We start from the raw sequence: 23,727 nt of genomic DNA, 5'->3' as shown, positions 1-23,727 counted from the left end.
CGGCGCGACACCGTCGGAGCGCTCCGAGCGTCCGTTGCCGATCGGAGCCGGTGGCACCGGACGTGCAAAGGTACGGAGTCGGCGACGCGTGGTCGCGCGATGCACAACATATCCTGTTTCGGAGCCATCTCGATGTCACTTTTATGGACTGCTATCATCGGCCTTATTGCGGGCGCACTCGCCAAAGCGATCATGCCCGGCCGTGATCCCGGCGGCCTCATCATTACGATGCTGCTCGGCGTCGCTGGTGCCTTGCTCGGCACGTTTCTCGGTCGCACCGTGGGCTGGTATCAGCCTGGCGAAGCGGCTGGTCTGATCGCGGCCGTTGTGGGCGCCGTCGTGCTGCTGTTGGTCTATCGCAGCATCGCAGGGCGTCGTTCCGCGAACTAAGGAGCAGGCGTTGTCGGCAAGGTAGGCGTGGGGAACGGGCGCATCGACGAAGCACCGCGGATAGCTTTCATGTGGTCCACGGTGTGGACGCGATGTGTCCGTTTTCGCCATCCATCGGAGTTCGATTATGTCCGGCACGCCTGACGTCGCTACCGACGCGCAACGCTACCCCATCGGTCGTTTCCAGCGACAGGCTGAAATCTCCACTGAACAGCGCGCTGAGCACATCGCACGGATCGCCGCGCAGCCCGCCAATCTCGCGGCGGCCATCAGTGGCTTGTCCGCGTCCGACTTCGCGGCGCCGTATCGGCCGGGTGGTTGGAGCGTGAGACAGCTCGTGCACCATATGGCAGACAGTCATGCCAACGCGTACATCCGCGTGAAGCTGGCGCTGACCGAGCACGAGCCGACCATCAAGCCCTACGATCAGGATGCCTGGGTCGCCCTCGCCGACAGCGAGCTGGTGTCGCCGCTCGTCTCGCTCACGATGTTCACCGCGATTCATGAACGGCTCGTCGCGGTGCTCCACTCGCTCGAACCTGCACCGTTCGCGCGCAAGCTGGTGCATCCGGAAAACGGCCCCATGACGATCGACCAAGTGGTCGCGCTGTACGCGTGGCACGGCGATCACCACGTGCGGCACATTCAGCTGTTCCGCGAATCGCGATAAGCGCGCTAGGCGCGCCCTACGGCTGGCCTTCCACGATGCGGGCCCCTTCACCCACGAGCGCGAGCCCGGGCGTGTTGGGAACGCCGAACATCGCGTAGATGAATCCGCGCGCCGGGGTGGTCAGTGTTTGCCACCCCGCGCCGGTGAAACGCAATACCGTGCCGCTGTCGCCCGCTGCGTACACTTCCGTTGGGCCGCGACCCCACAGCGTGCGCAAGTCGCGCGTGGTCGGCGGCGTGAATCGCTCCCAGGCCACGCCATCGTAGCGCAGTGCCGTGCCGGAATCGCCGACCACGAAGATGTCGTTCGCGCTGCTGCCCCACACGGCACGCAGGCGACTCGTGGACGGCACGATCAACGACTGCCATCGACCTCCGTCGAAGCGGAGCACGGTGCCGGCATCGCCGACGGCGTACACATTGGCTGGATCGGTGCCCCAGACGCCACGCAGGAACTGCTGCGTTCCGCTCTGTTGCGGTGACCAGCCTGTGCCGTTCGAGCGCAGAATCGTTCCGCGCTCGCCCACGATCACGTGCTGCCCGCCGCCACTCCACACCGCACGCAAGAGTCCCGTGGTCGGCGCGCTCTCGCGCGTCCACGCGCTGCCATTGTAACGCAGCACCGAACCGGTGTCGCCCACGGCCACGATGTCCGTTGGTCCGTTACCGCTGATGCCGTATAGGTCGTTCACCGACGGGACCGGCTCCTGCAGCCAGGACGTTCCGGCTCGGCGATACACGGCGCCGCCGAGGCCTACGGCGAACATGTCGCCGCTGCTCGCGCCATAGACTGAGAGCAGGGCAGGGTCGGACAGTTCGGTCGTGGCCGTTGCCGCGACGCCCGTTCCGCGCAGGGTGATCACCGTTCCCCACCAGCCCGCGACTCGCAACGTGCCGTCACCGCGCGGGGCAATCGCCCGCAGATTCTGTCCCGAGCCGATCGACAGCCCACGCCAGGTGGTGCCGTCGAAGTGATAGGTCGCCCCACCATTGCCGACGGCGTAGACGTCGTTGAACGCACGACCGCGCATCGCAAAGAGATTCGCGCGCCCCGGTGCCGTCATCGTGCTCCACTGCACGCCGTCGAAGCGAAGAATCGTGCCGAAGATCCCCACGGCAAACACGTTGCCCACGCTCGTGCCCCACACGTCGAACAACGGGTTCCCACTCGGTGTCGTCATGCGTTGCCACGTCGTGCCGTTGGAGCGCAGGATCACGCCGTTGTTGCCGACCACGAACACGTTGGTGCTGTTCGCCCCCCAGATTCCCCAGAGGTCCTCGGTCACCGGCGTGGCCTGCTGCGTCCATGTCGTGCCATCGTAGTGCAGAATGACCCCGCGATCACCGGCGATGTACACGTCGTTGACGGCGAGCCCCCACACTTCGAGCAGGGTGGTCGTCGTGCCGCTCGACACCGGAGCAAAGCTCACGCCGTCACCGTGGAACAGGACACCGCCGGCACCCACAATCCAGATATCGGTGGGCGACGAGCCCCACACGCCGGTCAGCGTCTCGGTCGTGTTCAGCGAGATCGCTACCCACGGACCGTTCGCGCGCGACCGCAGCATGACGCCACCCTGACCGACGGCATAGCTGCTCCCGGCACCGTCGTCCCAGAGGCCGAGGATGGTGACGTCGGAGAATCCCGGGCGCGCGATGCGCCACTGCGCGATACCGGGTGCCGACCCACTCACGCCAACCTGCACCAGTGCGCTGAGCGAGCCCGATGAGGCGGTAATCCGTGCCGTGCCGGGCGAAATCGCGCGGATCGCACCGGACGCGTCCACCGTGGCGGTGGCGGGCGCATCGCTCCGCCAGGTGATCTGCGGATTGACCACGAGCTGCCCCGTGCTATCACGCGCGATGAGCTCGATACTGCGCTGCTGACCCGCCTGCAGATTCAGTGAGGCCGGTGAGGCGATCAGGCTGCTGATCCGTGGTCCACCCCCCGGTGGCGGCACGGCCGTCGGACCGCTGTCGCGGCAGGCGTTCAGGATCGGCAGTGAAGCGCCGAGCGCGGCCAGCAGCACGCGGCTCATCAGCACGCGGCACTGCGCCCGGCGAACCAGCGAACGAAAGAGAACGGACCTATGCGGATAAGACCCCATGATGTAGTGGACGCTAGCCGCTCGCGCCCTGCGGACGCAACGGCCAGTCCATAGCTTTCGTACACCACTCTGCTGTCCGCGCTGCGCGCACTCCTTTCCCGTGGCCTCGTATGCGTTCTGTCTCTTCGTTTCGTCGCTCGTCCCTTCTGCCGACGCTGCTGCTCGGGCTCGGTCTGGTCGCGCCGTTCGCGCCGCATGCGCAGAGCACGCCGTCGCGTTCGGCCGCACGATCGGCGCCGGCCGATCCCGATGTATTTCTGCTGCCACTCGTGGGCCGGGGTGATGCGCTCAAGATCGGCGTTCCCGCCAACGTGTCGCGCCGCGCCGGATACGACAATCAGCCGTCGTTCCAGCGGGACTCACGCGCGCTGTACTTCACGTCGAACCGTGGCGACGGACAGAGCGACATCTACCGCAACGACTTCAGCACCGGACTCACCGCCCCGCTGCGTGCCACGAAGCCGGAAAGCGAGTACTCGGCCATGCCGACGCTCGACGGCAAGTCGATCACCGTGATTCGCGTCGAGGCCGACTCCACGCAACGCCTCGCGCAGTTTCCCAATGATGGCGCGGCACCAACCGTGCTTTTTCCCGCCATCAAGCCGGTGGGGTATTTCGCGCAAGCCGACGACAGTACATGGGCGATGTTCGTGCTCGGCTCGCCTGCGACGCTGCAACTCGCGCGCACCGGTGCCGGCCGTGAGCAGACCACGGGTGAGGTGATCGCCAGCAATGTCGGGCGTTCATTGCATCGCATTCCCGGCACCGCACACGTGAGTTACGTGCAGAAGGGTGGTGCCACGTGGTACGTGATGCGACTCGATCCGGTCTCGCGTCGGCTCGATACGCTTATCGCGTTGCCGAAAGGCAGCGAAGATGTGGCGTGGGTCGACAGCACCACGCTGGTGGTAGGGAGCGGCGCCCAGCTCATGCAGTGGCGTCGCGGTACCACCGAGTGGAAGTCCCTCGGCGATCTCGCCTTCGCGCATCTGGCGAACATCACGCGACTCGCCGTGAGTCCGAACGGACAGTGGCTGGCGCTTGTCGCTGAGCCACAGTCGCGCGCCGCCGCACCGTCGCCGTTGGCGACAAAGATGCCGGTCGACCGGATCGACGCGGCGTCGGTGAAGCGCAACATCGGGATACTCGCCGCCGATTCGATGGAAGGGCGCATGACCGGATCGCGCGGACAGGAGCGCGCCGCGATCTGGCTCGAGAAGCAGTATCGCGCGGCGGGTCTCACACCGGCGGGCGACTCCGGCACGTTCCGGCAGCATATCCCGCTACGCATCGCGCAGGGGCCGGCCAATGCCCCCGGCCGCACGCGTCCGGCACCCGTGGCGTCGTGGGCGGCGTGGGACTCGCTCCCGGCCGAGCAGCGGCTGCGCACCTCGAACGTGGCGGCGATGATCCGCGGCAGCGATCCCGTACTGCGCGATGAAGTGGTGTTAGTCACGGCGCACTACGATCACATCGGTATTCGGGAGCCTGTTGATGGAGACTCCATCAACAATGGCGCCGACGATGACGCCTCGGGGAATGTGGCGCTGGTCGAGATGGCGAAGGCGCTCATGAAGGGACCGCGCCCCAAGCGCACCATTCTGTTCATGTCGATCACGGGTGAAGAAGTGGGTGGCTTCGGCACCAGTTGGTACATCCGTCATCCGTTGTTGCCACTCGAGCAGACGGTAGTCGATCTCAACGTGGAGATGATCGCGCACGCCGATTCGCTCGCCGGCGGTTTCGGCAAAGCGTGGCTGACCGGCTACGAACGCTCCACGTTGGGCGACTTGCTGGCGGACAATGGTATTCCGCTCGTCCCCGACCCGCGGCCGGGGCAGAACTTCTTCTCACGCAGTGACAATGTGGCGTTCGCGCGCATCGGTATCCCCGCGCACTCGCTGTCATCGTACAATCTCGTAACGCCATACCATTCCCCGAAGGACGAGGCGTCGATCGTGAATGTCGAACACATGGCGCAGGTGATTTCCGCCACCACGAAGGCCGTGCGACTCTTGTCGGATGGTCCCAAGCCCACCTGGCATCCGGGCGGTCGCCCCGATGCACCCGCACCGCGGCCTCCGCGATGAAGACCCTCATGCGTTTCGCCGCGGTCATGGGCGTCGTGCTGTTGGCCGCGTGCGGCGACGGGTCGTCGGGCGTGACGACGCCGCCGGCGCCGGTCGTGTCGCGCGTCGAGGTGTCGGCCGCCACGACGGCGCTTACGCCGTCGCAAACGGTGCAGTTCTCCGCCGTGGCGCGGACGTCGAGCGGCACGATCGTCAGCAGCGCGCCGGTATGGACGTCCACCGCGCCAGCGATCGCGTCGGTCAGCGCGTCGGGCATCGTGACGGGCGTCGCGGCTGGCTCCGCGACGATCCGCGCGACGGTGGGCTCCGTGAGTGGTACGCTCGATGTCACGGTCACCTCGGGCGCCGGTGTGCTGGCCACGATCGTGGTCGACGCGCAGGACCGCACGATTCCGCTGGGGCAGCTCACGCAAGCCACGGTGAGTGGACGGGACGCGCTTGGCGGGACGGCGGCCCTTGGTACACGCGCGGTCACCTGGAGCACGAGCAACGCGTCGATCGCCACGATTACGTCAGCCGGTGTGGTGACCGGTGTGGGAGTGGGTACTGTGAACCTGCAGGTGTCGGTGGCCGACGGCGCCACACCGAAAACCGGTACCGTGCAGTTGATCGTCACGAGCATTCCCAATGCACCCACCTCGGCCGATGTCGTTATGCCGGGACTGACGTTCAGCCCCGCTGAAACGATCGTGAAGCAGGGCGGCACCGTACGCTTTGTCTTCCCCGCATTGGCGCACAACGTGATCTGGGATCCGCGGCTTGCCGGCTCGCCGACCGATATCAACACCACGAGCAACGTCACCGTATCGCGCACGTTTCCGTCGGTCGGTGTGTTTCAGTTCAAGTGCACGCTGCACCCGGGCATGGATGGCACCGTGATCGTGAGTCCGTAACGGAGCGTGTCGTTGCTGATGCACGAAGGGCGCGCCGGTCTTGCCGGCGCGCCCTTCGTGTTTCTGCTCCAGTGTCGCCCGCTACGCCTTGGTCACGTTGCGGAAACGCGGCGTATAGTCCGGAAACACGACCGACAGGTTGCTGTTGCCCAGTCGGTTCTGGACGATCTCGGCGAAGATGTCGCGATGGTCGAGGGTAACGCGAAGGTCCTGCCCGTTCTCGAGATTCTCGCGCGCCAATCCGGGCCAGCCGTTCGTGAGGACACGCCCACCGTTGATCTTCTTGCCCATCGCAAAGGCCACGTTTCCGCGACCATGGTCAGTGCCGCGATTGCCGTTCTCACGCGCATTGCGGCCAAATTCGGAGATCACGACCACGGTCACACCGTACGAGGTCGTTCCCTGAATCAGGTCTGCGTGGAAGGCGGCGAGCGAGTTGGCGAGATCGAGCATCTTGCCGTGCATGAAGCCACCGTCCAGCGTGGCGATCGGTCCCTGCGTGGCATGGGTATCCCAGCCGCCGTTGAAGGCGTGTACCGCCTCTACGCCAACATCGGCCTTGATCAGCGCCGCGGTGGAACGCAGCGCCTGACCGAATCCGCTGGTCGGATAGACCGCGCCATTTGCCGCGGCGTATCCGGTGAAGTTGATGCGCTGCAGCAACGCGATGGTGTTCGTGGCATCAAGCGCATTCGCCGATACGGGATTCACCGCGCTCGCGTGATTGGCGGCCAGCCAATCAGCGCGGGCCGTCGCGGTCGTCCCGCTTCCACCGATCGTGAAGTTCGCCGGATTCGGAATCGGCAGGGTCTTCGGTCCGCCGGAAAGCGTGAGCGGCAAGCCCGACGTGAACCCGAGCCCGCGCAGCGGCGCATCCGCACGCATCGGGGTGCTGGTGGCCAGATGTCGGCCGAGCCAGCCACCACTGATGCGCGGGTCCGCCGGCTTGCCGACTTCCAGATAGCGCTGCGCATCGAAGTGCGAACGCGAATTGTTGATCGAGCCGGTGGCATGCGCGACCAGCAAATCGCCATTCGTGTACGCCGGCATCAGCGGCGCCATGCCTGGCGAGAAGCCAAAAAAGTTGTCGAGTGCCACGGCCTTCGGACCCGCGCCGGCGGCATCGGGACGGGGAACCGCGATGTTCGGACGCCCCGTGTAGTAGTCAGGGTCGCCGAACGGCACCACCAGCGAGAGTCCGTCGGTGCCGCCGCTCAGGAAGACCGAGACGATGATGTCGCGGCTGCCGTTCGACGTCTGCGCCAGCACGACCTTGGGAATCCAGGTGGGCAGCAAGGCACTGACCCCCACGCCGCCGGCCAACGTCAGGAAATCGCGTCGCGCCAGCTGCTGGTATTCCTGGCACCCGTCTTCTGTCGATTCATCACTCATGTGGCGACTCGGCTCACGTGGAAAGAGGGCATCAGAACCACTGGTACTCCTGCGCGCTGCTCGCGAGCGCGATGGTTTCGCGCACGCGCGCGTCACTGTAGGTACCGCCACGCAGGTACGTGAGCAGCTGCGTGCGTAGCGCCGGTGGGAGCTCGCCGCCGTACATCCGTGCCGCAATCTGCGCGACGACGCCGTCGGCCGTGTCAGGTACCCGGAACGGTGCCGAATCCACGCGGGTGGTGGTCGCGCTCGTCTGCGTCGACAGATACTGCATGTACGACCACCGCGACATCACGAGGCCGCTCCACCAGTCCACCCGGTCGGGATAGCCATTGGGCTGCTCCCACATGAAGACGGGCATGCCCATTTGGTCGGCGCGCTGACGGGCCGCGCGGATGTTGACGACCGACGCGCTCATGCCGCGCATCGCGGAGATCGCGAGGTGGAACGGGCGCTTGTACTTGGCCGGCGCCGCCAGCAGGTTCTTGCCCGACAAGATCGTACGGATCATGGCCGTGATATCGCCGCCCGTCGCGAGATAGGTCGCGGCCATTGCGTCGACCACCGCCTGCGGAGGCTCGTACGCCAGCAGCCAGCGCGCCATCTTCAGCGAGATGTACGCGGCCGTGCTCGGATGCGCGACGAGCATCTGAATCGCCGCATCGCCTTCGCTTTTCAGCTGCACGTCCGTCGCCGTCGCCAGCATCGCCGGGAACGAGCGCCCCAGAAAGGTCTTAGCGTTGCGGTCGTGGAAGTTGCGGTTGAACGCGAACATGCCCGGACCCGTGGTCGTCCACCCCGTAAGAATGCGCGAGAGTTCCGCGACATCGGTCTGCGAATAGCCGCCGTCCACGCCCAGCGTGTGGAGCTCCATGATCTCGCGCGCGTAATTCTGGTTCGGCGTGGGCGTGCGACTACGATTCTGGTCGAGATACACCAGCATCGCGCCGCTCTCCGACGTCGCGCGCAACAGCTCGGGAAACGTCCGCATGGCGAACGGACGGATCACGTCGCGGTCATCGACCAGCTTGAGATAGCCGACCTTGTTCAGACTGATCGTGAAGTGATCGGTCCAGAACTCCACCATCCGCTCGCGTAGTTGTGCCTTCGAAAACGCGGCACGGTACCATGTGGCGTCGGCGAGCTGGTTCGCGACTTCGTTGCCGTCCTGCGTGGCCAGTGTCGCCGCCGCCATCTGTGTCATGGGCAGGCGCGACGCGATGATCGTCTCGATCGCGCTGTCGTCGATGGCGGCCGCACGGAGCTGATAGTCGAGATAGCCGGCGTATCCCAACCGACGGGCGAGCGCGACTTCCTCCGGATTCATCCCCATCGTGATGCGCCGCACGAGACGAAGAACCGGGTCGCCCCACGCCGCCGATGCATCCGCGGCGGCGTTCGACGTCTGTCCGTTGGGAAACGGACTGCTGCCGCGGCTCTTCGGGCGCTGCGCTTCGAGCGTCTGTGCGGCAGCCAGTCCGACCGCCGCCGAGGCGCCGAGCGTAAAGAAGCGACGACGACTCGGCCGGCTGTCGTCGGCGAGCGCGGCCTCGGTCACTGCTTCCGGTAGATCAGCGTTCGTCGACATGTCGGTCTGCGTGGGGGGCGACTGGGAGGAAAGTGCTGAGGAGCCGCGAACATGAACGTGATTCAATGCTCGGGCTCGACGGCAGAGCTGTCAACCGAGAATCCCGTTAAGTCTGCATCCAGTCGGTACCGAATGCGAACGGTGTGTGACTTCCGACCAAGACTGTGACGATCAGAAGCTGCTGGCGTTAATCCCGTAGATCGCTTGGAGCAGCGCCAGCGCGACGAAGCCTACGATGCCGCCAAAGCCGAGGATCATCACCGGCTCGATCAACGCCACGGCACTGGTGATTACCCGCTGGACCTGCTCGCCGGCGGCCGTCGCGGCTCGGCGGGCCAATGGGGCCAGCGCGCCGCCCTGCTCGCCGGCTTCGAGAAGCCGCGTCGCGAGCGACGTGAGCGAGCCGGCCAGCGCCTGGGAGACCGAGCCTCCGTCTCTCACGGCGGATTCCGCGATGGCCAACCGTTCCGCGAGGGCGTCGTTGCCCACGGTGCCACGGGCCAGCGCCATCGCGCGCAGGAGAGGCACCCCGGATTCGAGCGCCACTGCCAGCGTACTGAGGTAGCCGGCCGCGGCCTGCTCACGTTCGAATCGGCCGACCAGCGGCCACCGCAAACGGGCGGCATGCCAGGCTCTCCGCCGCGAGACATCCTGAAGCGACTGGCGCACAGCGGTGCCTGCCAGCACCAGGGCCACCGCCAGCAGCCAGCCGAAGCGCGAGAGCAGGGCACTCAGCCCGATCAGCAGTCTGGTACTGGCCGGTACCGTGCCGCCGGCGCCGGCGATCAGATCGGCGAAGCGGGGCACCACGACCACCAGAATAACGACGGTGCCCACCGTCGACGCCAACGCCAAGAGCGCGGGATACACCAGGGCGGCACGCACGCGGGCGCGCAGCTGACTCCGCGCCTCGAGATCATCCGCCAGCCGAGCGAACGTGGCGGCCAAGCTGCCCGATGCCTCGGCCGCGGCCAGCAGAGGGGCGTAGGCGCGCGGAAGCGCGTCAACGCGGGCCGCCGCCTCGGAAAGCGATTCGCCGCGTGTGACGGCCGCTTGGAGCCCGGCAAAGATCTGTTGCCATCGTACGTCCGTCTCGCCGCTCGCCGCGAACGCGAGGGCACGCTCCAGCGGCACGCCCGATTCCAGCAACGTCGCGACCGACCGCGTCAGGATCGCCAGCGCTTCCTCGCGGTCGCTGGTCCGGCGTGACAGCCGATCCAGGAATCCGGCTGTCGACGTGCCGGCCCCGCTCGCTACAGTTGCCGCAGCGGCCGCCGCCTCCGACGTCGGCTCGAGATCGATCACCCACAACGCGCGACGGCGCAGTTGGTCCACGGCCGCCTCCGCCGAGACCGCCTCGAGCTCACCGCGCGACATCGCGCCCTGCGCATCGGCCGCCTGATAGCGCCACCGTGTCGTTCCCGCCGATGATGCCGGGCGCTCACTCACGCGTCGTCGTCCTCGCTCACCATGCGCACGACTTCGTCGATCGTCGTCTCGCCGGCGGCGACGCAACGCCAGCCATCCTCGCGCAACGAACGCACACCACGCGCACGGACCATCGCCCGCAACTCCACCAACGATGCGCCCTGCGTGAACGCGCTGCGCAGCGCATCGTCGAGCACGAGCAACTCGGCGATCGCCACGCGACCGCGATAGCCGGTGCCCGCGCACTGCGCGCACCCCGCGCCGGCGCGAAGCTCCGTGATCGGCACGCGCGCCTCGGCGACGCGAACCTCTTCCGGCGCCGTCAGCGCGCGCCATACCCCGCACTGCGTACACACCCGACGGACCAACCGCTGCGCCAGCACGCCCTGCAGTGTGGCGCTCAGCAAGTAGGGCGGCACACCCATCTCCTGCAATCGCGCCAACGCGGCGGTGGCATCGGTCGTGTGCACGGTGCTCAAGACCAAATGGCCCGTGAGCGCAGCCTGCACGGCGATGTCGGCCGTTTCGGCGTCGCGCATTTCTCCGACCAGAATCACGTCAGGATCGTGCCGGAGAATCGCCCGCAACGCGTTGGGAAACCCGAAACCGGCGCGCGCGTTCACGGGCAGCTGCACGATGCCGTCGAGTCGGTACTCGACCGGGTCTTCCACCGTGACCACCTTTACGCCGGGTGTGCTGCGCTCACGGAGCGCGGCGTACAGCGTCGTGGTCTTGCCCGAGCCCGTCGGACCGCTCACGAGCAGCAGTCCCGACGCCCGCTGCAACAGGGCACGCCACCGTGTCAGCACGTCGGTGCTGAGGCCGAGCGACTCGAGCGACGAGGGCTGCTCGGCCTGACCGCCATCCAGCAACCGCAGCACGACACTCTCACCATGCAGCGCGGGCAGCGTGGAGACGCGGACGTCGAGTTCACGGTCGCCCACCCGGACGCGCGCGCGACCATCCTGCGGCAGACGGCGTTCGGCGATATCCAAACCGGCGAGCACCTTGAGCCGCGAGATGACCGCCGAGCGGAACTCGGTGCCCAACAGTTGCGCGTCACGCAACACGCCGTCGAGTCGCATGCGCACGCGCAAGCCGTCGGGGCGCGACTCCACGTGGACGTCGCTGGCCCCCGCACGCGACGCCTCGGCGAGCATCGCGTTCACCACCTGAATTACCGGCTCGCGCGAGGCGAGCGCGCGCAGATCGTCCAGCGATTCCGTGAGTTCACCGCGCAGCAGATCGCCGCCGCTCGGCGGGGAGTTGGTGTCGGAGCCCGTTGAGCGCACGGACTCGCGCGGTGCCGACAGGATCGCGGCCCGAATGTCGCCGGCGCCGTGCAGCACGACGCGCACCTCGGCGCTGAAGGCGCGCTCCAGCGCGTCTTGCACGATCGGGGCGATCACGCCGTCGGCCGCGACTAGGAGCGTGCCGCTGTCGAGCTCGAGCGGCAACACCGCATGCTCCTCCAGCCACCGCGCCGGCACGCGCGCGGCCAGGTCACCGGCCGCCGCCGCCCGCAGGTCACGGGCATCCCCGCTCTTGCGGGCATCCCCGCTCATGCGGGCGGCTTCCGGGTGAGCGGCGTGCCATCGAGTGCGCCCGGTGAGCGGTCTTCCAAGCGCTTCTTCACGCGCTCACGGATCGCATCGGCATCGGCGTCGGAGCGCACGAGATACGGCGTCACGAAGATCGCGAGCTCGGTGCGCTGCCGCGTGGTGGACTGCCGCTTGAACAGCGCGCCGAAAAACGGGATGTCCTTGAGCAGCGGGATGCCTTGCTCGAGCGTCTGCCGCGTCTCGCCGATCAACCCCGCGATCACGACCGTCTGGCCGTCACGAAGAATCGCCCGCGTTGAGGCCTCACGCGTGGAGATCACCGGCGCACTCTGCGCCGCGGCCACGGTCTGCGACGTGAGCGAACTGACCTCTTGCAGCAGCTGCACCGAGATGTAGCCGTCGTCGTTGATCGTCGGAATGATCGACAGCTTCGTGCCCACGTCTTGATATTGAATCGCGCGATCGATCGAGACGTCATTGCCGAGTCGCGTCGATGCCACGAACGGCACCTTGCTGCCCACCAGGATCGAGGCCTCGCGGTTGTTGGCGGCGATGATCTCCGGCGTGGACAGCACGCGCACATCACTGGTGGACGCGATCGTCCGCAGTAGCGCGCGCACACCCGTGCCATCGAGGCGCACCAATCGCAGCAGCGCCGACGTGGATCCGGTGTCGGGGATCTCCGGGTTACCGAACTGCGCCTGTACATCGCCGCCCCGGTTCACCGCCGACCAGTCCACGCCGAACTCCGATCCGCGGCCCAGCGCGATCTCGGCCACCGTAACTTCGAACAGCACCTGCGACGGACGCGTATCGAGCGCGTCGATCGTTTCGCGCAGCAACGGATAGTTCGGCGGTGCGGTACGGATCACCAGCGCGTTCGTGGGTGCGTTGGCCACGATGGTGGTACGCCCCACCAGCAGTCCCGAGGCCGAGTCGCGCGGCGTGCCCGCAGAGGCGGCGTTGTTCTGCTGCGTCATCGCATTCGCGCCACTCATGCCGCCCGAGTTGCGTGACCGGAACGTCTCCGCCTCGCGGGCGCGAAACGAGTCGAGCGCCCGCGACAGCGACCGATCGGCCAGCGAGCCACCGCCGGTGTTCGCCACCTGCGCGCCGTACAACTGCCCCAAGGCACCGGCCAGATTGTCGGCCGCCGCATACTTGAGATTCACCACATAGGTGCGCAGCCCTGACTCTCCTGCCGGTGCGGCGTCGAGCGTGCGGAGCAGCTCGAGATAGCGGGCCACGTTGGCGCCGCGATCGGTGATCAGCAGGGCGTTCGATCGCGTGACCGTCTCGATGCGCGCCCCCTTGCCCATCAGCGCCCGCAGCGCATCCGCTCCCTCATCGGCCCGGATCGATTGCAGCGGTACGAGCTGCGTCACCAGGCCGAGCGGCGGCGGATCGGGAAACGCGAAGCCGGTGCGTAGCGATCCGGTGGCCGGCGCCTTGGCGGTAGGTAGCACTTGGGCCACCGTACCACTTGGCACCAGCATCAGTTCATGCGATTCCAGTAGCGATTCGAGAATGCGCTCGAGCTCCGCCGTATTCAGCGGCGCCGGCGTTGCGAACGTGACGCGCACATCGGGAATGTCGCTCATCAACACGGTGCGCCCCAGCATGGTGGCCAGGGTGCGGATCACGTCGGCGAGTTTCGCGTTGGCGAAATCGAGCGTGTTGGTGCGCGACGCGGTCACTGGCGCCTGCGCCTGCAGCGCTTCGCCGCCGAGCGAAAGCGTCACGGGACCAAGCAATACGCCAAGCGCGGCGAAGCGCCAACGTCGTGGAAGCGGTAGGACGATCACGGCACGTTCTCGCTGGAATCCGACACGACGCGGGATAGACGCAGAGTGCGCGTCCCGCTGGAGCTTGAAATCACGACGCGATCACCGGCAATACGCACGACGCGCACACCGCCGAACGATTCTCCCACACCGAGCAGACGTGGCGGCTCGGCCGAGGTCCGCAGCTGCAGCAACGCGCGCGGGGTCCCACCGACTGACACGATGCCGAACAACTTCGGCCCGGCATCGATGTCCGATACGGCGAATGCGTTGCCTGCCGGCTCGTATATCGGCGCCGCCGGTGCAGGTTCAGACCCAGGCGCCACAAAGCGCGCCCGGGGTTCCTGACGACTGGCACTGAACGCGTTGGTGCGCACGATGGCGTGTGCGAGTGAATCGACCACGGTTCCCGTAGAGGGCGCCGCGTCCATCGTGGGGCCAACTGACGCGCTGCTGGCCGTGGCGACCCGCAGGCTGTCGGGTGCCACGGTCGTCGATGCCGGCAGTAGCAGCATGACCAGCGCGATCACACCGCACACGGCGGAGAGCACATCCAGCGCCTGATACCCACGCCATCTGTTCGTCGCGCTCATTCCATCACCATCGGCGCGCGCACGCCAAGCGTCACGCGTAGCACATCGGGTGCGCCGCGCAGCGCCGGATTGATCTGCACGGTGAGCCGCTCCACCGCGGTGACGCGCGGTGCGCTGGCCAGCTGCGCCAGCAGTGCGGCCAGTCCGTGAATGTCGCCATAGGCCGACAGCGTAGCGGTCAGATCGCCCTCGCTCGTGAGATCGGGGCCGACGTCGACTCGATCGACCACGAGTCCACTCGCATCGGCGGCGCCTTGCAGCAACGTCTGCAGCGCGCTCGCCCCCAGCGCGCTGGACCGGGCGTGAATGACCCGCCGCACGCCGCCGGCGAGTCGTCCTTCCGAGAGCGCAGCCGCCGTTTCGAGCTCGCTCGCATGCAACTGCAGGCCCTTCAGGTGCGACACCTGCGCCCGCACGCGATCGAGCTGCATCTCGCGCGCGCTCCACCGCGTGACGGCCGGAACGACGCCGTAGGTCGCGAACAGCGACAGGGCAAGCACGACAATGCCGCCGATCACGACGCGACGCTCGCGCGACGGCGACCGTGGCGCTGCGGACACGGCCGTCATTGGCCACCTCGCGTCGGGGCCGGCGCGCCGAGCGTCTGGAAGACGATCGAGAACGAGCTGCGTGAGCGGCCGTTCTCGAGGAAGCGCATGCTCGGGGCAGCCGCGCGTACGCCGACGAGCTGCGCATCGGCATCGAGCAGCGGTACCAAGGCCGCGGCGTCGTTCGCGCTCCCGTCGATGCGCCACTCGGTGCCGTTCCACTCGAGGCGCTGGATGAACGCATCGCGCGGGAGGAGCTCGCCCAGCCTCGCCAGCACCGCTGGTGGTGCGTCGGCGAGCACGGCACGACGATCCGCGGCGGCAATCGCCGTCTGTTCACCCTGCGCGCGCAGCAGTCGCTGCTGCGCCGCCCGCGCACCGGCCGTGGACTGTTCCAGCGTCTGTGCCTCCTGCTGGAGCGCGACCAGCTGCCGTTCGCGCCAGCGGTCGACGCTCCACGCCAACAGCACCAGCGCTGCCGCGGCAAATACGGCTGACTGCCACCAACGTCGCGCGCGCTGCCGCTGCGCACGTTCGCGCATGGCCGAATCAAGCAGCTGCAGGTCCAGCGTCCCCGCTGCGGCCCGCCACGCACCCCCAGTCAACTCGGCGATCGTCAGTGGACGCTCAGCCGCGTCACCACCGCCACGCAGGCGTCGGGCGCTCTGCACTCGCCCCTCGCGAATCGTGAGCTGACCCGTCGACCCATCGCCCGCATCTGCCGTCCATCGGCCGTCATGACCGCCAAGTGCGGCGGCCGCCGCCACCGTCACGACCGCGCGCACCGGGCTCCAGGCCGATAGTGCGTCCAGCCACGAGGTCAGCAGCGCGCTCGACATGGCAAAGGCGACGCTTCCGTCAGTGGCCACCGCCGCCGGCTCGCGCAGTGCGAAATAGCGGTCGCTGTCTCGCTGCAGCATTCGCACGCGCGCGTCGTTCGGCACCGGCGGTAGCTGTGGTTCGGCGATCTCCAGAAATGCGAGTCCGACGATGACGACAAGTCCCGTGGGTGCGCCAAACGCCGAACGCAGCGACTCGACCATCGGCAACGGTGCCTCGGGGCGCCACGCCACGCGAGTCGCCGTGGCTGCCCCGTCACGAGGCAGCGCGGACACGAATTCGCCGTCCAGCAGCAGGCACAGGGGGCGGCTCATCGATCCTGCTCCCGCCACCGCACCAATCGGAGTTCCGCGCCGCTCACGTCGAAGACCGCCTGAATCTCGCGGGTCAGTACATGATCGCGACGCCAGCCGCGCGAGACCACCAACAGTCGGGACGGCCGATCGACCAGCGTCCCGGTGGCGGCCGCGAGCACCCGGCGTGAGGCGGAGCGGCGATTCACTCGGCCGTCACCATCGACCGTGAGATCGGCGGCCAGCGCGTCGAGCCACGCGCCCTGCATACCGGGCACTGTGAGCAGTTCGTCGAGCGACGTGAACGGCTGCATGACGCGTGACGTCGGCGCTCGGCCGAGCATCACAGCGGCCACCGAATCACGTTGGCGGCGCTGCTGGATCGCATCCCGGTTCTCGCCCGTCGACTCGACGTCATCGCCGCGTACGTGCGCCTCGATGGCGTCCGCCACCCGGCGGGCCTCGCTAGGTGGAGCCACCGTCGCCAACAGTTGCTGCAGACCGTCCGCGCCCGCTGTGTTCACGTCGAGCCGCGCACTGACGTCGACCACGATCGTCGCGAACACGCCGTCGCCGACGGTGTCCTGCCTCGCGGATGCGCCATCGGTGGTCAGTGCGTCGAACACCCGATCGACCTGCGCCGAATCTGCGCCCGCGTTACGGAGGCTCGCTTCGATCTGCGCGCGTGCGGCGAGCACGCCGCTCTCCGCCATGGCTCGCGCCGTCATCTGTGAACGTCGATTGTCGACGACCGACGCGGCCCGCCGTGCCTGGCTGCTCGCGATGGCCGTAACGCTGGCCAACACCGCAATCGTGACCAGTGCCACCACCAGCGCCGCCCCGCGGCGCCCCCGATGATTCCGGGCGGTGCTCATAACCGCGGCCGATCCAAGGGAGCGAGCACGACGCGCAGTGGCATGGCGCTACGGTCGGACGCGCGGCTCCACGCGAGTTCGATGGCGCGGGGGCGGTCCTGTGCGATCGGCCAGTCGGGGCGCCACGACGGTGATGACATCGCCGTGCCATGTTCGAGCAGCCGCACATCCCACTGCGTCACGGGCGATAGCGTCGCGACGAGCGGTGACGCGCCAACATCACGTCCCGTCGGTGTCGCGCGCACCACGAGCGTCGAGTCGCGCAGGGCGACCTCGACCTGCCACACGGCACCGGTGCCGTACGGCTCACGAACGCCCGTGGAGAGAAAGCGAAGCACCGGCGAACCGCTCGCGCGATCGACCACGAGCAAGGGGTCGTCGACCTGTTCGGACAGCGGCGCGTGGCGCAGCATATCGGTGAGCAGGGCTCGCACGCGACTGTCCGCTTCGGTACGCGCCTCGTGCGCCTGGATACGGGCGGCCGTATTGCGGGCGGCAGATAACGCCATACCGGCCGTGGTCAACGAGAGGCCCGTCACCGTGATTGCCACGATCACTTCGAGCAGCGTGAAGCCGCGGCGCGAGCGCATCTGCGAGCGCACCTGCGAGCGCATCATGGCGCGCGTTCCACAAGGCGCGTGAGCCGGAAGCTCGCTCCGTCCGCCATCGGCATATCGATCTCGAGCAGCTCCAGGCCATCGCGCCATGGACGGCGCGTCACGCGCGTCGTGCTGGACGGGAGGCCGCCACTGCTCACCGTCGCCAGTTCAGCCTCCGCTCGCGCCACCGCCTGTGTCCAGTCGGCGCTCTTCCGCTGCAGGGCCGCGGCACCACGGGTCGCATCGAGACAGACCACGGCGGTGACCGCGAGCAGCAGGCTGGCGATGATCGACTCGAGCAACGTCACGGCGTCGATGCCGCGGAAGCGGCCAGCGGGAGGAAGCGGCAGCTGAGCATGTCGAACGATACGCCGGATGGCGCGTCGCCGATGGCGGCCATGTCGCTACCGGGGCGACAGGTGCCCAGAGCATCGACCCGAAGCGCTATCGCTGCCGAGGGCGCGGCGATCCGCCCCGTCTCGAGAACGTCGGTGCCCTCACGTGCCGCCAGTACCCACGCGCCATCGAGGTCCACGCGCAGACGCAATTCTTCGCCGCGACGGATGGCTTCACGCCGCGCCGACTGGGTCAGCCGGTCGAGCGCGCTCTCATCGGTGGCGCGCGGCGACCGCCACGCCAACGGCACAATGGCCGTGGTGATCGCGAGAATCACGAGCACGACCAAGAGTTCGAGCAATGTCAGTCCCGCTCGGGGATGGGGCAGCTGGGCACACACAGTGCCTCAATCTCGGAGGCGATCGGGGGAAGTCAACAAAAAGGACCTCCCCCGGGCGCGCACCGTCACTTCTTGATCAACGGCTTGACGGCATCAGGGATCTCGAACGCCGCCGCCGGCGCCCCGTTGATCACCACGTTGGTGATCGTCATGATCAACTTGTTGGCACCCATGTTCACTTCGGTCTTCGTCGGGAACTTCACGCCGCCGAATTCCTTGTAGTCGGAAAGCGTGGACGATACCTGCATCGTCCCCATCTGCGACTCCTGCACCGTTTCCGCGCCTACGATGAGCCCCGTCGCGACCGAGAAATACTGCGTGGTCTCGCGCCCCGAATCCTTGCGGACGAGCTTGATCTTGTAGCTCTTCTCGCCATTGAAGTCGGCGACGCCGAGATTCTCCAGCTTCGAGAAGCGGTCCACCGGGTACAGCATGTTGCCGTAGAAGTCGGCGCCTTCGAGCGTCTGGGCCAGTTCCTTGTCCGCCAGCAAGCGCGGCCCCTGCATGGGATTCGCATCCCAAGCCACCACGCCATTCGTGCCCTGCAGCATTTCGCCAACGCCCGGGATCGTGCTCTTCGTGGCCATCTTGTTCGGCGCCGCCTGATACGCCTCGACCTCGGCGGTCAAACCCACCGCCGGCACCTGCATCGTCGATGTCTGCTTGAGCGACGTGATCTTCATGATCGCGTCCTTGCCACCGATGGCGGCCACGTACTTCGCGAGCACCTCGGTGGCCGACGGCACAGCCTGCGCCGACAGCGAGGCTGACGATAACACCAGGGCCGCCGCAGCGACCGCAAACGAACGTACAGTCTTCATGTCACGCATCTCCAAACGCGGGAGGTGGAAAGCGAACTGGATGAGTCCAACAAAAGCAACAACGCTGCACGCCCTACTCTAACACGCCCTTCTCCGTACTCTGTACTCCCTACTCCCTACTCCCTACTCCCTACGGCCTACTTCGCCGTTACTGTCTCACCTTCTGCGAAACCGCCCACGCGATCGCCGCATCCAGCGCCGGATCGCGCCCTGCCAGCAACGACTGGCGGGTGAGCGGAACCACCCGGTCGGGAGTCACGCCCGCCCCTTCCAGCGGCTTGCCGAACGGGTTTACAAAGTCGGCAATCGCGTGATACAAGATGTCGCCGTTCGGCAGCCGCTCGGGCACCGAGGGCAGCGCTTGACCCGACGTTTGTACCCCGAACACCTGCGCGCGGCCGAGCGCCTGCATGCCGCCGGCAAAGATCTCGGTCGTGCTGATGGACAGTTCGTCCACCACGATCGCCAGTGGGCCCGCGTACGGCGACACACCCTGCGCACGCGTGTTCACCCGGCGCGGATTCGCCACGAACTTGAGCGTAGCCCCCCGCTGGATCATCGTGCCGATCGTCCGCGTGCTGTCGAGGAAATGGCCGGCAATGCCCATCGACATGCCACCCACACCGCCGAAGTTGCCCCGGACGTCCAGCACGATGGCGTCGGCGTCGCGCAGCGCATCGACCGCCGCGTCGAACTGGGGCGACAGAATCGGCATCCAGATGTTGAACCGGATGATGCCGACGGTCTTGCCGGCCGACGTCACCCGGTCGAACGAGAGCTGGGCGTTCATGGCGGGCAGATTGCCGAACTTCGCGACCGCCCCAGGCTCCGGAGCGCGCGCCACGCGGACCGTCCGCTCACGTCCGCGCTCGTCGGCGAAAACCACCGTCGCGCTGTCGCCCACGGCGCCAGCCAAAGCCTGAGTGGCAATGGCGTAGGCGGTGAGTGCCTCACGGCGCGCGTCGGGCTCTTTCGGCATGCGGGACAGTCGCGCGGACATCGGGCACCCATTCACCGACTGCACCCGCCAGCCAGTACGCACGCCCGCCCGGGCCGCCGGACCGTCGCGATCGATCTGCGCAATCACGATCGTACCGTCGAGATACCGCACCTCGGCGCCGATGGAACCGCTATGGTCTGGAGCGGAGTTCGCGCCGCTCCCTGAGCCACTCCCAGATGCGTCGGCGATCTCGCGCGGGATGATCGAAAAGTGCGACTGTTTGAGGCGGGCGACCATGTCGGAAAGCACTGCCCGCAACTCGCCGGTCGTCGTGGCGGCCGCCGCTTTCGGTCGCAGCTCCGCCCGAAGGGCCGCCCAGTTTACCCCGTTGTAGGTCGTGTCCCAATGGGTGCGCCCGATAATGCTCCAGGCGCTGTCGAAGGTCACGAGCGGGTTGGTCACCGGAGTCGAGGCCAGTGACGCGGACACGGCTCCCGCCACCGGCCCACAGGCCGCGGGCATGGCCCCGAGCGTCGTCGAGGTCGCTACGGACCGACTTGGCACCGGAGGTTGCGCAGAAGGCGCGACCGCACCACGGCATGCCCCGAGCAGGGCGGCGGCCAGCAGGAATAGCGGCGCCTCGCGCCGGAGGGGCGGAAGCAGGTGATGGAAGGCGAAGCAGCGCACAGTGTCGGGAAGAGGGTGGTCGAGCACTCCGGACGAATACGACCAGAGGTGAGCAGTGTTTCATGAAAATGCGCATTCTAAAAGCGGGAATGCGACCGCGGGCACACGATCAGGCACACGAAATCGTGACGATCCATAATCCGGCACCGCGCGGCCTCGCCGGGGAGCGGTGTAGCACATTACCATGAAAGGTTGTGCGGTCACACTTTGTTCGCGCCTCATCCAATACCATGTCTACTCGTCTCCACGCTCTGCACGCGGCCGGGCAGTCGCTCTGGCTCGACTATATCGATCGGGCCATGCTCTCGAACGGCGATTTGTCGCGCCGAATCCGCGAGGACGCACTCACCGGGCAGACCTCGAACCCAACGATCTTCGAGAAGGCCCTCGCCGAGGGAGCCGCGTACGATGCGCAGCTCGCGACGCTCGACGGGTCCCGCTCGGATCGCGAGGCCTTCGAAGTGGTTGCTACGACCGACGTGCGTGATGCCTGTGACGCCTTCCGCATCGTGTACGAGCAGACCGATGCCATCGACGGCTATGTGTCGCTCGAAGTCTCTCCGGATCTGGCGCGCGACACCCACGGCACCGTGGCCGAAGCCCGACGCCTCTGGCAGATCGTCGATCGTCCCAATCTGATGATCAAGGTGCCTGGCACCCACGAAGGCGCCGAAGCCATCCGCCAGCTCATCGCCGACGGCATCAACGTCAACGTCACGCTACTCTTCTCGATCGACGCGCACGCCCGTGTCATCGAAGCCTTCATCGCTGGTCTCGAAGACCGCGCCGCCGCCGGTCAGCCGGTCGCGCGCATCGCGTCGGTCGCCAGCTTCTTCATCAGCCGCGTCGACTCCGCCATCGACAAGCAGCTCGCCGGCATGGCGGCCGCCAATCCCGCCGCCGCCGACACGTTCAACGCGCTGCAGGGGCGCGCCGCCATCGCCAATGCGAAGCTCGCCTACCGGCTGTTCACGGCCAGCTTCTCCAGCCCACGGTGGGCCGCGCTTGCCGCGCACGGCGCGCAGGTGCAGCGTCCGCTGTGGGCCAGCACGAGCACCAAGAACCCGGCCTACCGTGACGTGATCTACGTCGAGGAGTTGATCGGCACCAACACCGTGAACACGCTCCCGCCGGCCACGCTCGAAGCCTTCCGCGATCACGGCGACGTGCGCGCCTCAGTCGCCGAAAACGTCGCCGACGCCGAGCGTGTCTTGTCGGCCCTCGAGTCGCAGGGCGTGTCGGTGCAGGCGGTGACCGACACGCTGCTGGCCGAAGGGCTGGCCTCGTTCGAGCATTCGTTCGTCACGCTGTTGTCTGGCTTGAATCGCAAGCGCGCCGCGCTCGCGAACACTGCGTCTTCCACCGGAGCACCCGCTGTTGCCAGCCTCTGATGATGTCCTGACCATCCCGCGCACGGGACCTGAGCGCGCCGCGGCAACGACGTCCGAAGGATCTGCGCCATCGGCCTTCCGTCGGGTGCATGTGCCGCGCACGAAGATCGTCGGCACGCTCGGCCCGGCCAGTAATTCGGCCGAAGGCGTTCGCGCGCTGATCGAGGCTGGTCTTGATGTCGCTCGCATCAATTTCTCGCACGGCACGCACGAGCAGCACGCCCGGACGATCGCCACGGTACGTGAAGTGGCCGAACAGCTCGGTCGTCCGGTCGCGATTCTTGGCGACCTGCAGGGCCCGCGCATCCGCATCGGTGTCCTGCCCGAGAAGCGCGAGCTCGAGCCCGGTACATCGGTCGTCTTGGTGCCCGAGGAAATCGCCGCCGGTGACGAAATCCCGATCACCTACGCCGATCTCTGCCACGACGTCTCGCCGGGCAATCGCGTGCTGATCAACGACGGACTCTTCGAGCTCGTCGTCACCAAGGTCGAAGCGCCCCGCGTCACGGCCACGGTGGTCCACGGCGGATTGCTCTCGAGCAACAAGGGGATGAATCTCCCCGGCATCGCCGTCTCGGCGCCGTCGCTCACCGAAAAGGATCGGGCCGATCTCACCTTCGCCGTGGAGCACGAACTCGATGCCGTCGCGCTCAGCTTTGTGCGCAAGGCGCAGGACATCGAAGAGCTCCGTGAACTGATCCCGAAGTCGATGCTCATCTGCGCGAAGATCGAGAAGGACATCGCGCTGCAGAACATCGAAGAGATCATGAAGGCCACCGATGCCGTCATGGTGGCACGCGGCGATCTCGGCGTGGAACTGCCGTACGAGCAGGTGCCGAACGCGCAGAAGGACATCATCGCACTCGCCAATCGCATGGGCCGCCCTGTCATCACGGCCACGCAGATGCTCGAGTCGATGATCGACAATCCGCGCCCCACGCGCGCCGAAGCCAGCGACGTCGCCAACGCGATTCTCGATGGCACCGACGCCGTGATGCTGTCCGCCGAAACAGCGGCGGGGCATTACCCGCGTCTTGCGGTTGAAGCGATGCGACGCATCATCACCGAAATCGAGACGCATCCGCGTCCCGGGATCGCCAATCGCGCCGAGCGTCGCACCACCAGCGGCGTGAACACGGAAGAAGCCATCGCGGCCGCCACCGTCGCCGCGGTGCGCATGCTCGAGTCTCCGCTCGTCGTTGTCTTCACGAAGAGTGGATTCACGGCGCGCATCGTGTCGTCGCACCGTCCCAGTGTGCCCATTCTGGCGCTCACCGACGAACCGCGCGTCTGCCGCCAGCTGTCGCTGGTCTGGGGTGTTGTGCCGCGCCTGGTGCCCACCGCACGCGGGTACGATCACATGGTGGCCATGGCGCTGCGTGAGGCGCTCGACATGGGCCTCGTGACCAAGGGCGACCGCGTCTTGGTCACCGCTGGCGTGCCGTTCGACGTCCCGGGCACGACCAATCTGCTCAAGGTCGAAACGGTGTGATGCGACTG

General features: G+C 67.2%; 21 protein-coding genes. 6 read left to right on the top strand and 15 right to left on the bottom strand.

Annotated elements, in window-relative coordinates; translation table 11 throughout:
- The first annotated feature begins 132 nt into the window (after positions 1 to 132).
- The gene (locus tag HKW67_RS09185; protein WP_171225102.1) at positions 133 to 390 is read left to right on the top strand and encodes a GlsB/YeaQ/YmgE family stress response membrane protein; all 258 of its coding nucleotides are present in this window, start codon (positions 133 to 135) and stop codon (positions 388 to 390) included.
- Positions 391 to 517: 127 nt separating this feature from the next.
- Positions 518 to 1,060 (top strand): YfiT family bacillithiol transferase, encoded by a 543-nt coding sequence (locus HKW67_RS09180; protein ID WP_171225101.1) that lies wholly within the window; start codon positions 518 to 520, stop codon positions 1,058 to 1,060.
- 16 nt (positions 1,061 to 1,076) lie between these two features.
- On the opposite strand, the gene HKW67_RS09175 is transcribed toward HKW67_RS09180, so the two are convergent.
- Complete coding sequence (locus tag HKW67_RS09175) at positions 1,077 to 3,098, bottom strand: Ig-like domain-containing protein (RefSeq protein WP_171225100.1); 2,022 nt, start codon at positions 3,096 to 3,098, stop codon at positions 1,077 to 1,079.
- A 179-nt stretch (positions 3,099 to 3,277) separates the two neighbouring features.
- Here HKW67_RS09175 and HKW67_RS09170 point away from each other — a divergent pair, with 179 nt between their 5' ends.
- Both HKW67_RS09170 and HKW67_RS09165 read left to right on the top strand, forming a co-directional pair.
- Complete coding sequence (locus HKW67_RS09170; RefSeq protein ID WP_171225099.1) at positions 3,278 to 5,257, top strand: M28 family peptidase; 1,980 nt, start codon at positions 3,278 to 3,280, stop codon at positions 5,255 to 5,257.
- The gene (locus tag HKW67_RS09165; RefSeq protein ID WP_171225098.1) at positions 5,254 to 6,150 is read left to right on the top strand and encodes an Ig-like domain-containing protein; all 897 of its coding nucleotides are present in this window, start codon (positions 5,254 to 5,256) and stop codon (positions 6,148 to 6,150) included. Before HKW67_RS09170 ends, HKW67_RS09165 begins: the two co-directional genes overlap by 4 nt.
- A gap of 81 nt (positions 6,151 to 6,231) precedes the next feature.
- Here the strand turns inward: HKW67_RS09165 and HKW67_RS09160 are convergent, their stop codons facing one another.
- The 14 genes from HKW67_RS09160 to HKW67_RS09095 form a co-directional block, all read right to left on the bottom strand.
- Positions 6,232 to 7,542: a DUF1501 domain-containing protein gene (locus HKW67_RS09160; protein ID WP_171225097.1), complete on the bottom strand. Its 1,311-nt coding sequence runs from the start codon at positions 7,540 to 7,542 to the stop codon at positions 6,232 to 6,234.
- A 31-nt stretch (positions 7,543 to 7,573) separates the two neighbouring features.
- The gene (locus HKW67_RS09155) at positions 7,574 to 9,130 is read right to left on the bottom strand and encodes a DUF1800 domain-containing protein (protein ID WP_171225096.1); all 1,557 of its coding nucleotides are present in this window, start codon (positions 9,128 to 9,130) and stop codon (positions 7,574 to 7,576) included.
- Positions 9,131 to 9,301: 171 nt separating this feature from the next.
- Entirely contained in the window at positions 9,302 to 10,579 is a 1,278-nt protein-coding gene (locus tag HKW67_RS09150) for a type II secretion system F family protein (RefSeq protein WP_171225095.1), read from the bottom strand.
- Complete coding sequence (locus tag HKW67_RS09145) at positions 10,576 to 12,123, bottom strand: GspE/PulE family protein (protein WP_171225094.1); 1,548 nt, start codon at positions 12,121 to 12,123, stop codon at positions 10,576 to 10,578. The genes HKW67_RS09150 and HKW67_RS09145 overlap by 4 nt, the downstream gene beginning before the upstream one ends.
- Positions 12,120 to 13,925, bottom strand: a complete 1,806-nt coding sequence (locus tag HKW67_RS09140; RefSeq protein WP_171225093.1) for a secretin N-terminal domain-containing protein — start codon at positions 13,923 to 13,925, stop codon at positions 12,120 to 12,122. Before HKW67_RS09140 ends, HKW67_RS09145 begins: the two co-directional genes overlap by 4 nt.
- Complete coding sequence (locus HKW67_RS09135) at positions 13,922 to 14,497, bottom strand: hypothetical protein (protein WP_171225092.1); 576 nt, start codon at positions 14,495 to 14,497, stop codon at positions 13,922 to 13,924. Before HKW67_RS09135 ends, HKW67_RS09140 begins: the two co-directional genes overlap by 4 nt.
- Entirely contained in the window at positions 14,494 to 15,066 is a 573-nt protein-coding gene (locus HKW67_RS09130; RefSeq protein ID WP_171225091.1) for a GspMb/PilO family protein, read from the bottom strand. The genes HKW67_RS09135 and HKW67_RS09130 overlap by 4 nt, the downstream gene beginning before the upstream one ends.
- Positions 15,063 to 16,199, bottom strand: coding sequence for a PilN domain-containing protein (locus HKW67_RS09125; RefSeq protein ID WP_171225090.1), 1,137 nt, complete (start codon positions 16,197 to 16,199; stop codon positions 15,063 to 15,065). Before HKW67_RS09125 ends, HKW67_RS09130 begins: the two co-directional genes overlap by 4 nt.
- Positions 16,196 to 17,053 carry a type II secretion system protein GspK gene (locus HKW67_RS09120; protein ID WP_171225089.1) on the bottom strand — a complete coding sequence of 286 codons (858 nt, stop codon included), beginning with the start codon at positions 17,051 to 17,053 and terminating at the stop codon, positions 16,196 to 16,198. Before HKW67_RS09120 ends, HKW67_RS09125 begins: the two co-directional genes overlap by 4 nt.
- On the bottom strand, positions 17,050 to 17,670 hold the full coding sequence (locus HKW67_RS09115; RefSeq protein WP_171225088.1) for a PulJ/GspJ family protein: 621 nt from the start codon (positions 17,668 to 17,670) through the stop codon (positions 17,050 to 17,052). The genes HKW67_RS09120 and HKW67_RS09115 overlap by 4 nt, the downstream gene beginning before the upstream one ends.
- Complete coding sequence (locus tag HKW67_RS09110; RefSeq protein ID WP_171225087.1) at positions 17,667 to 17,960, bottom strand: hypothetical protein; 294 nt, start codon at positions 17,958 to 17,960, stop codon at positions 17,667 to 17,669. Before HKW67_RS09110 ends, HKW67_RS09115 begins: the two co-directional genes overlap by 4 nt.
- Positions 17,957 to 18,388, bottom strand: coding sequence for a prepilin-type N-terminal cleavage/methylation domain-containing protein (locus tag HKW67_RS09105; protein ID WP_269141356.1), 432 nt, complete (start codon positions 18,386 to 18,388; stop codon positions 17,957 to 17,959). The genes HKW67_RS09110 and HKW67_RS09105 overlap by 4 nt, the downstream gene beginning before the upstream one ends.
- A gap of 65 nt (positions 18,389 to 18,453) precedes the next feature.
- Positions 18,454 to 19,209, bottom strand: a complete 756-nt coding sequence (locus HKW67_RS09100; RefSeq protein ID WP_171225085.1) for a hypothetical protein — start codon at positions 19,207 to 19,209, stop codon at positions 18,454 to 18,456.
- A 148-nt stretch (positions 19,210 to 19,357) separates the two neighbouring features.
- Entirely contained in the window at positions 19,358 to 20,836 is a 1,479-nt protein-coding gene (locus HKW67_RS09095) for a S41 family peptidase (RefSeq protein WP_171225084.1), read from the bottom strand.
- Positions 20,837 to 21,066: 230 nt separating this feature from the next.
- Here HKW67_RS09095 and tal point away from each other — a divergent pair, with 230 nt between their 5' ends.
- Together tal and pyk are read left to right on the top strand one after the other, a co-directional pair.
- Entirely contained in the window at positions 21,067 to 22,227 is a 1,161-nt protein-coding gene (gene tal / locus HKW67_RS09090; protein WP_171225083.1) for a transaldolase, read from the top strand.
- Positions 22,214 to 23,719 (top strand): pyruvate kinase, encoded by a 1,506-nt coding sequence (gene pyk / locus HKW67_RS09085; protein ID WP_230981158.1) that lies wholly within the window; start codon positions 22,214 to 22,216, stop codon positions 23,717 to 23,719. The genes tal and pyk overlap by 14 nt, the downstream gene beginning before the upstream one ends.
- The last annotated feature ends 8 nt before the right edge of the window (positions 23,720 to 23,727 follow it).

The sequence above is a fragment of the Gemmatimonas groenlandica genome, from assembly GCF_013004105.1.
In the GTDB taxonomy this organism is placed as follows: domain Bacteria; phylum Gemmatimonadota; class Gemmatimonadetes; order Gemmatimonadales; family Gemmatimonadaceae; genus Gemmatimonas; species Gemmatimonas groenlandica.
The sequence above is the reverse complement of the archived record's forward strand: the minus strand, read 5'-3'. Positions and strand labels throughout refer to the sequence as shown.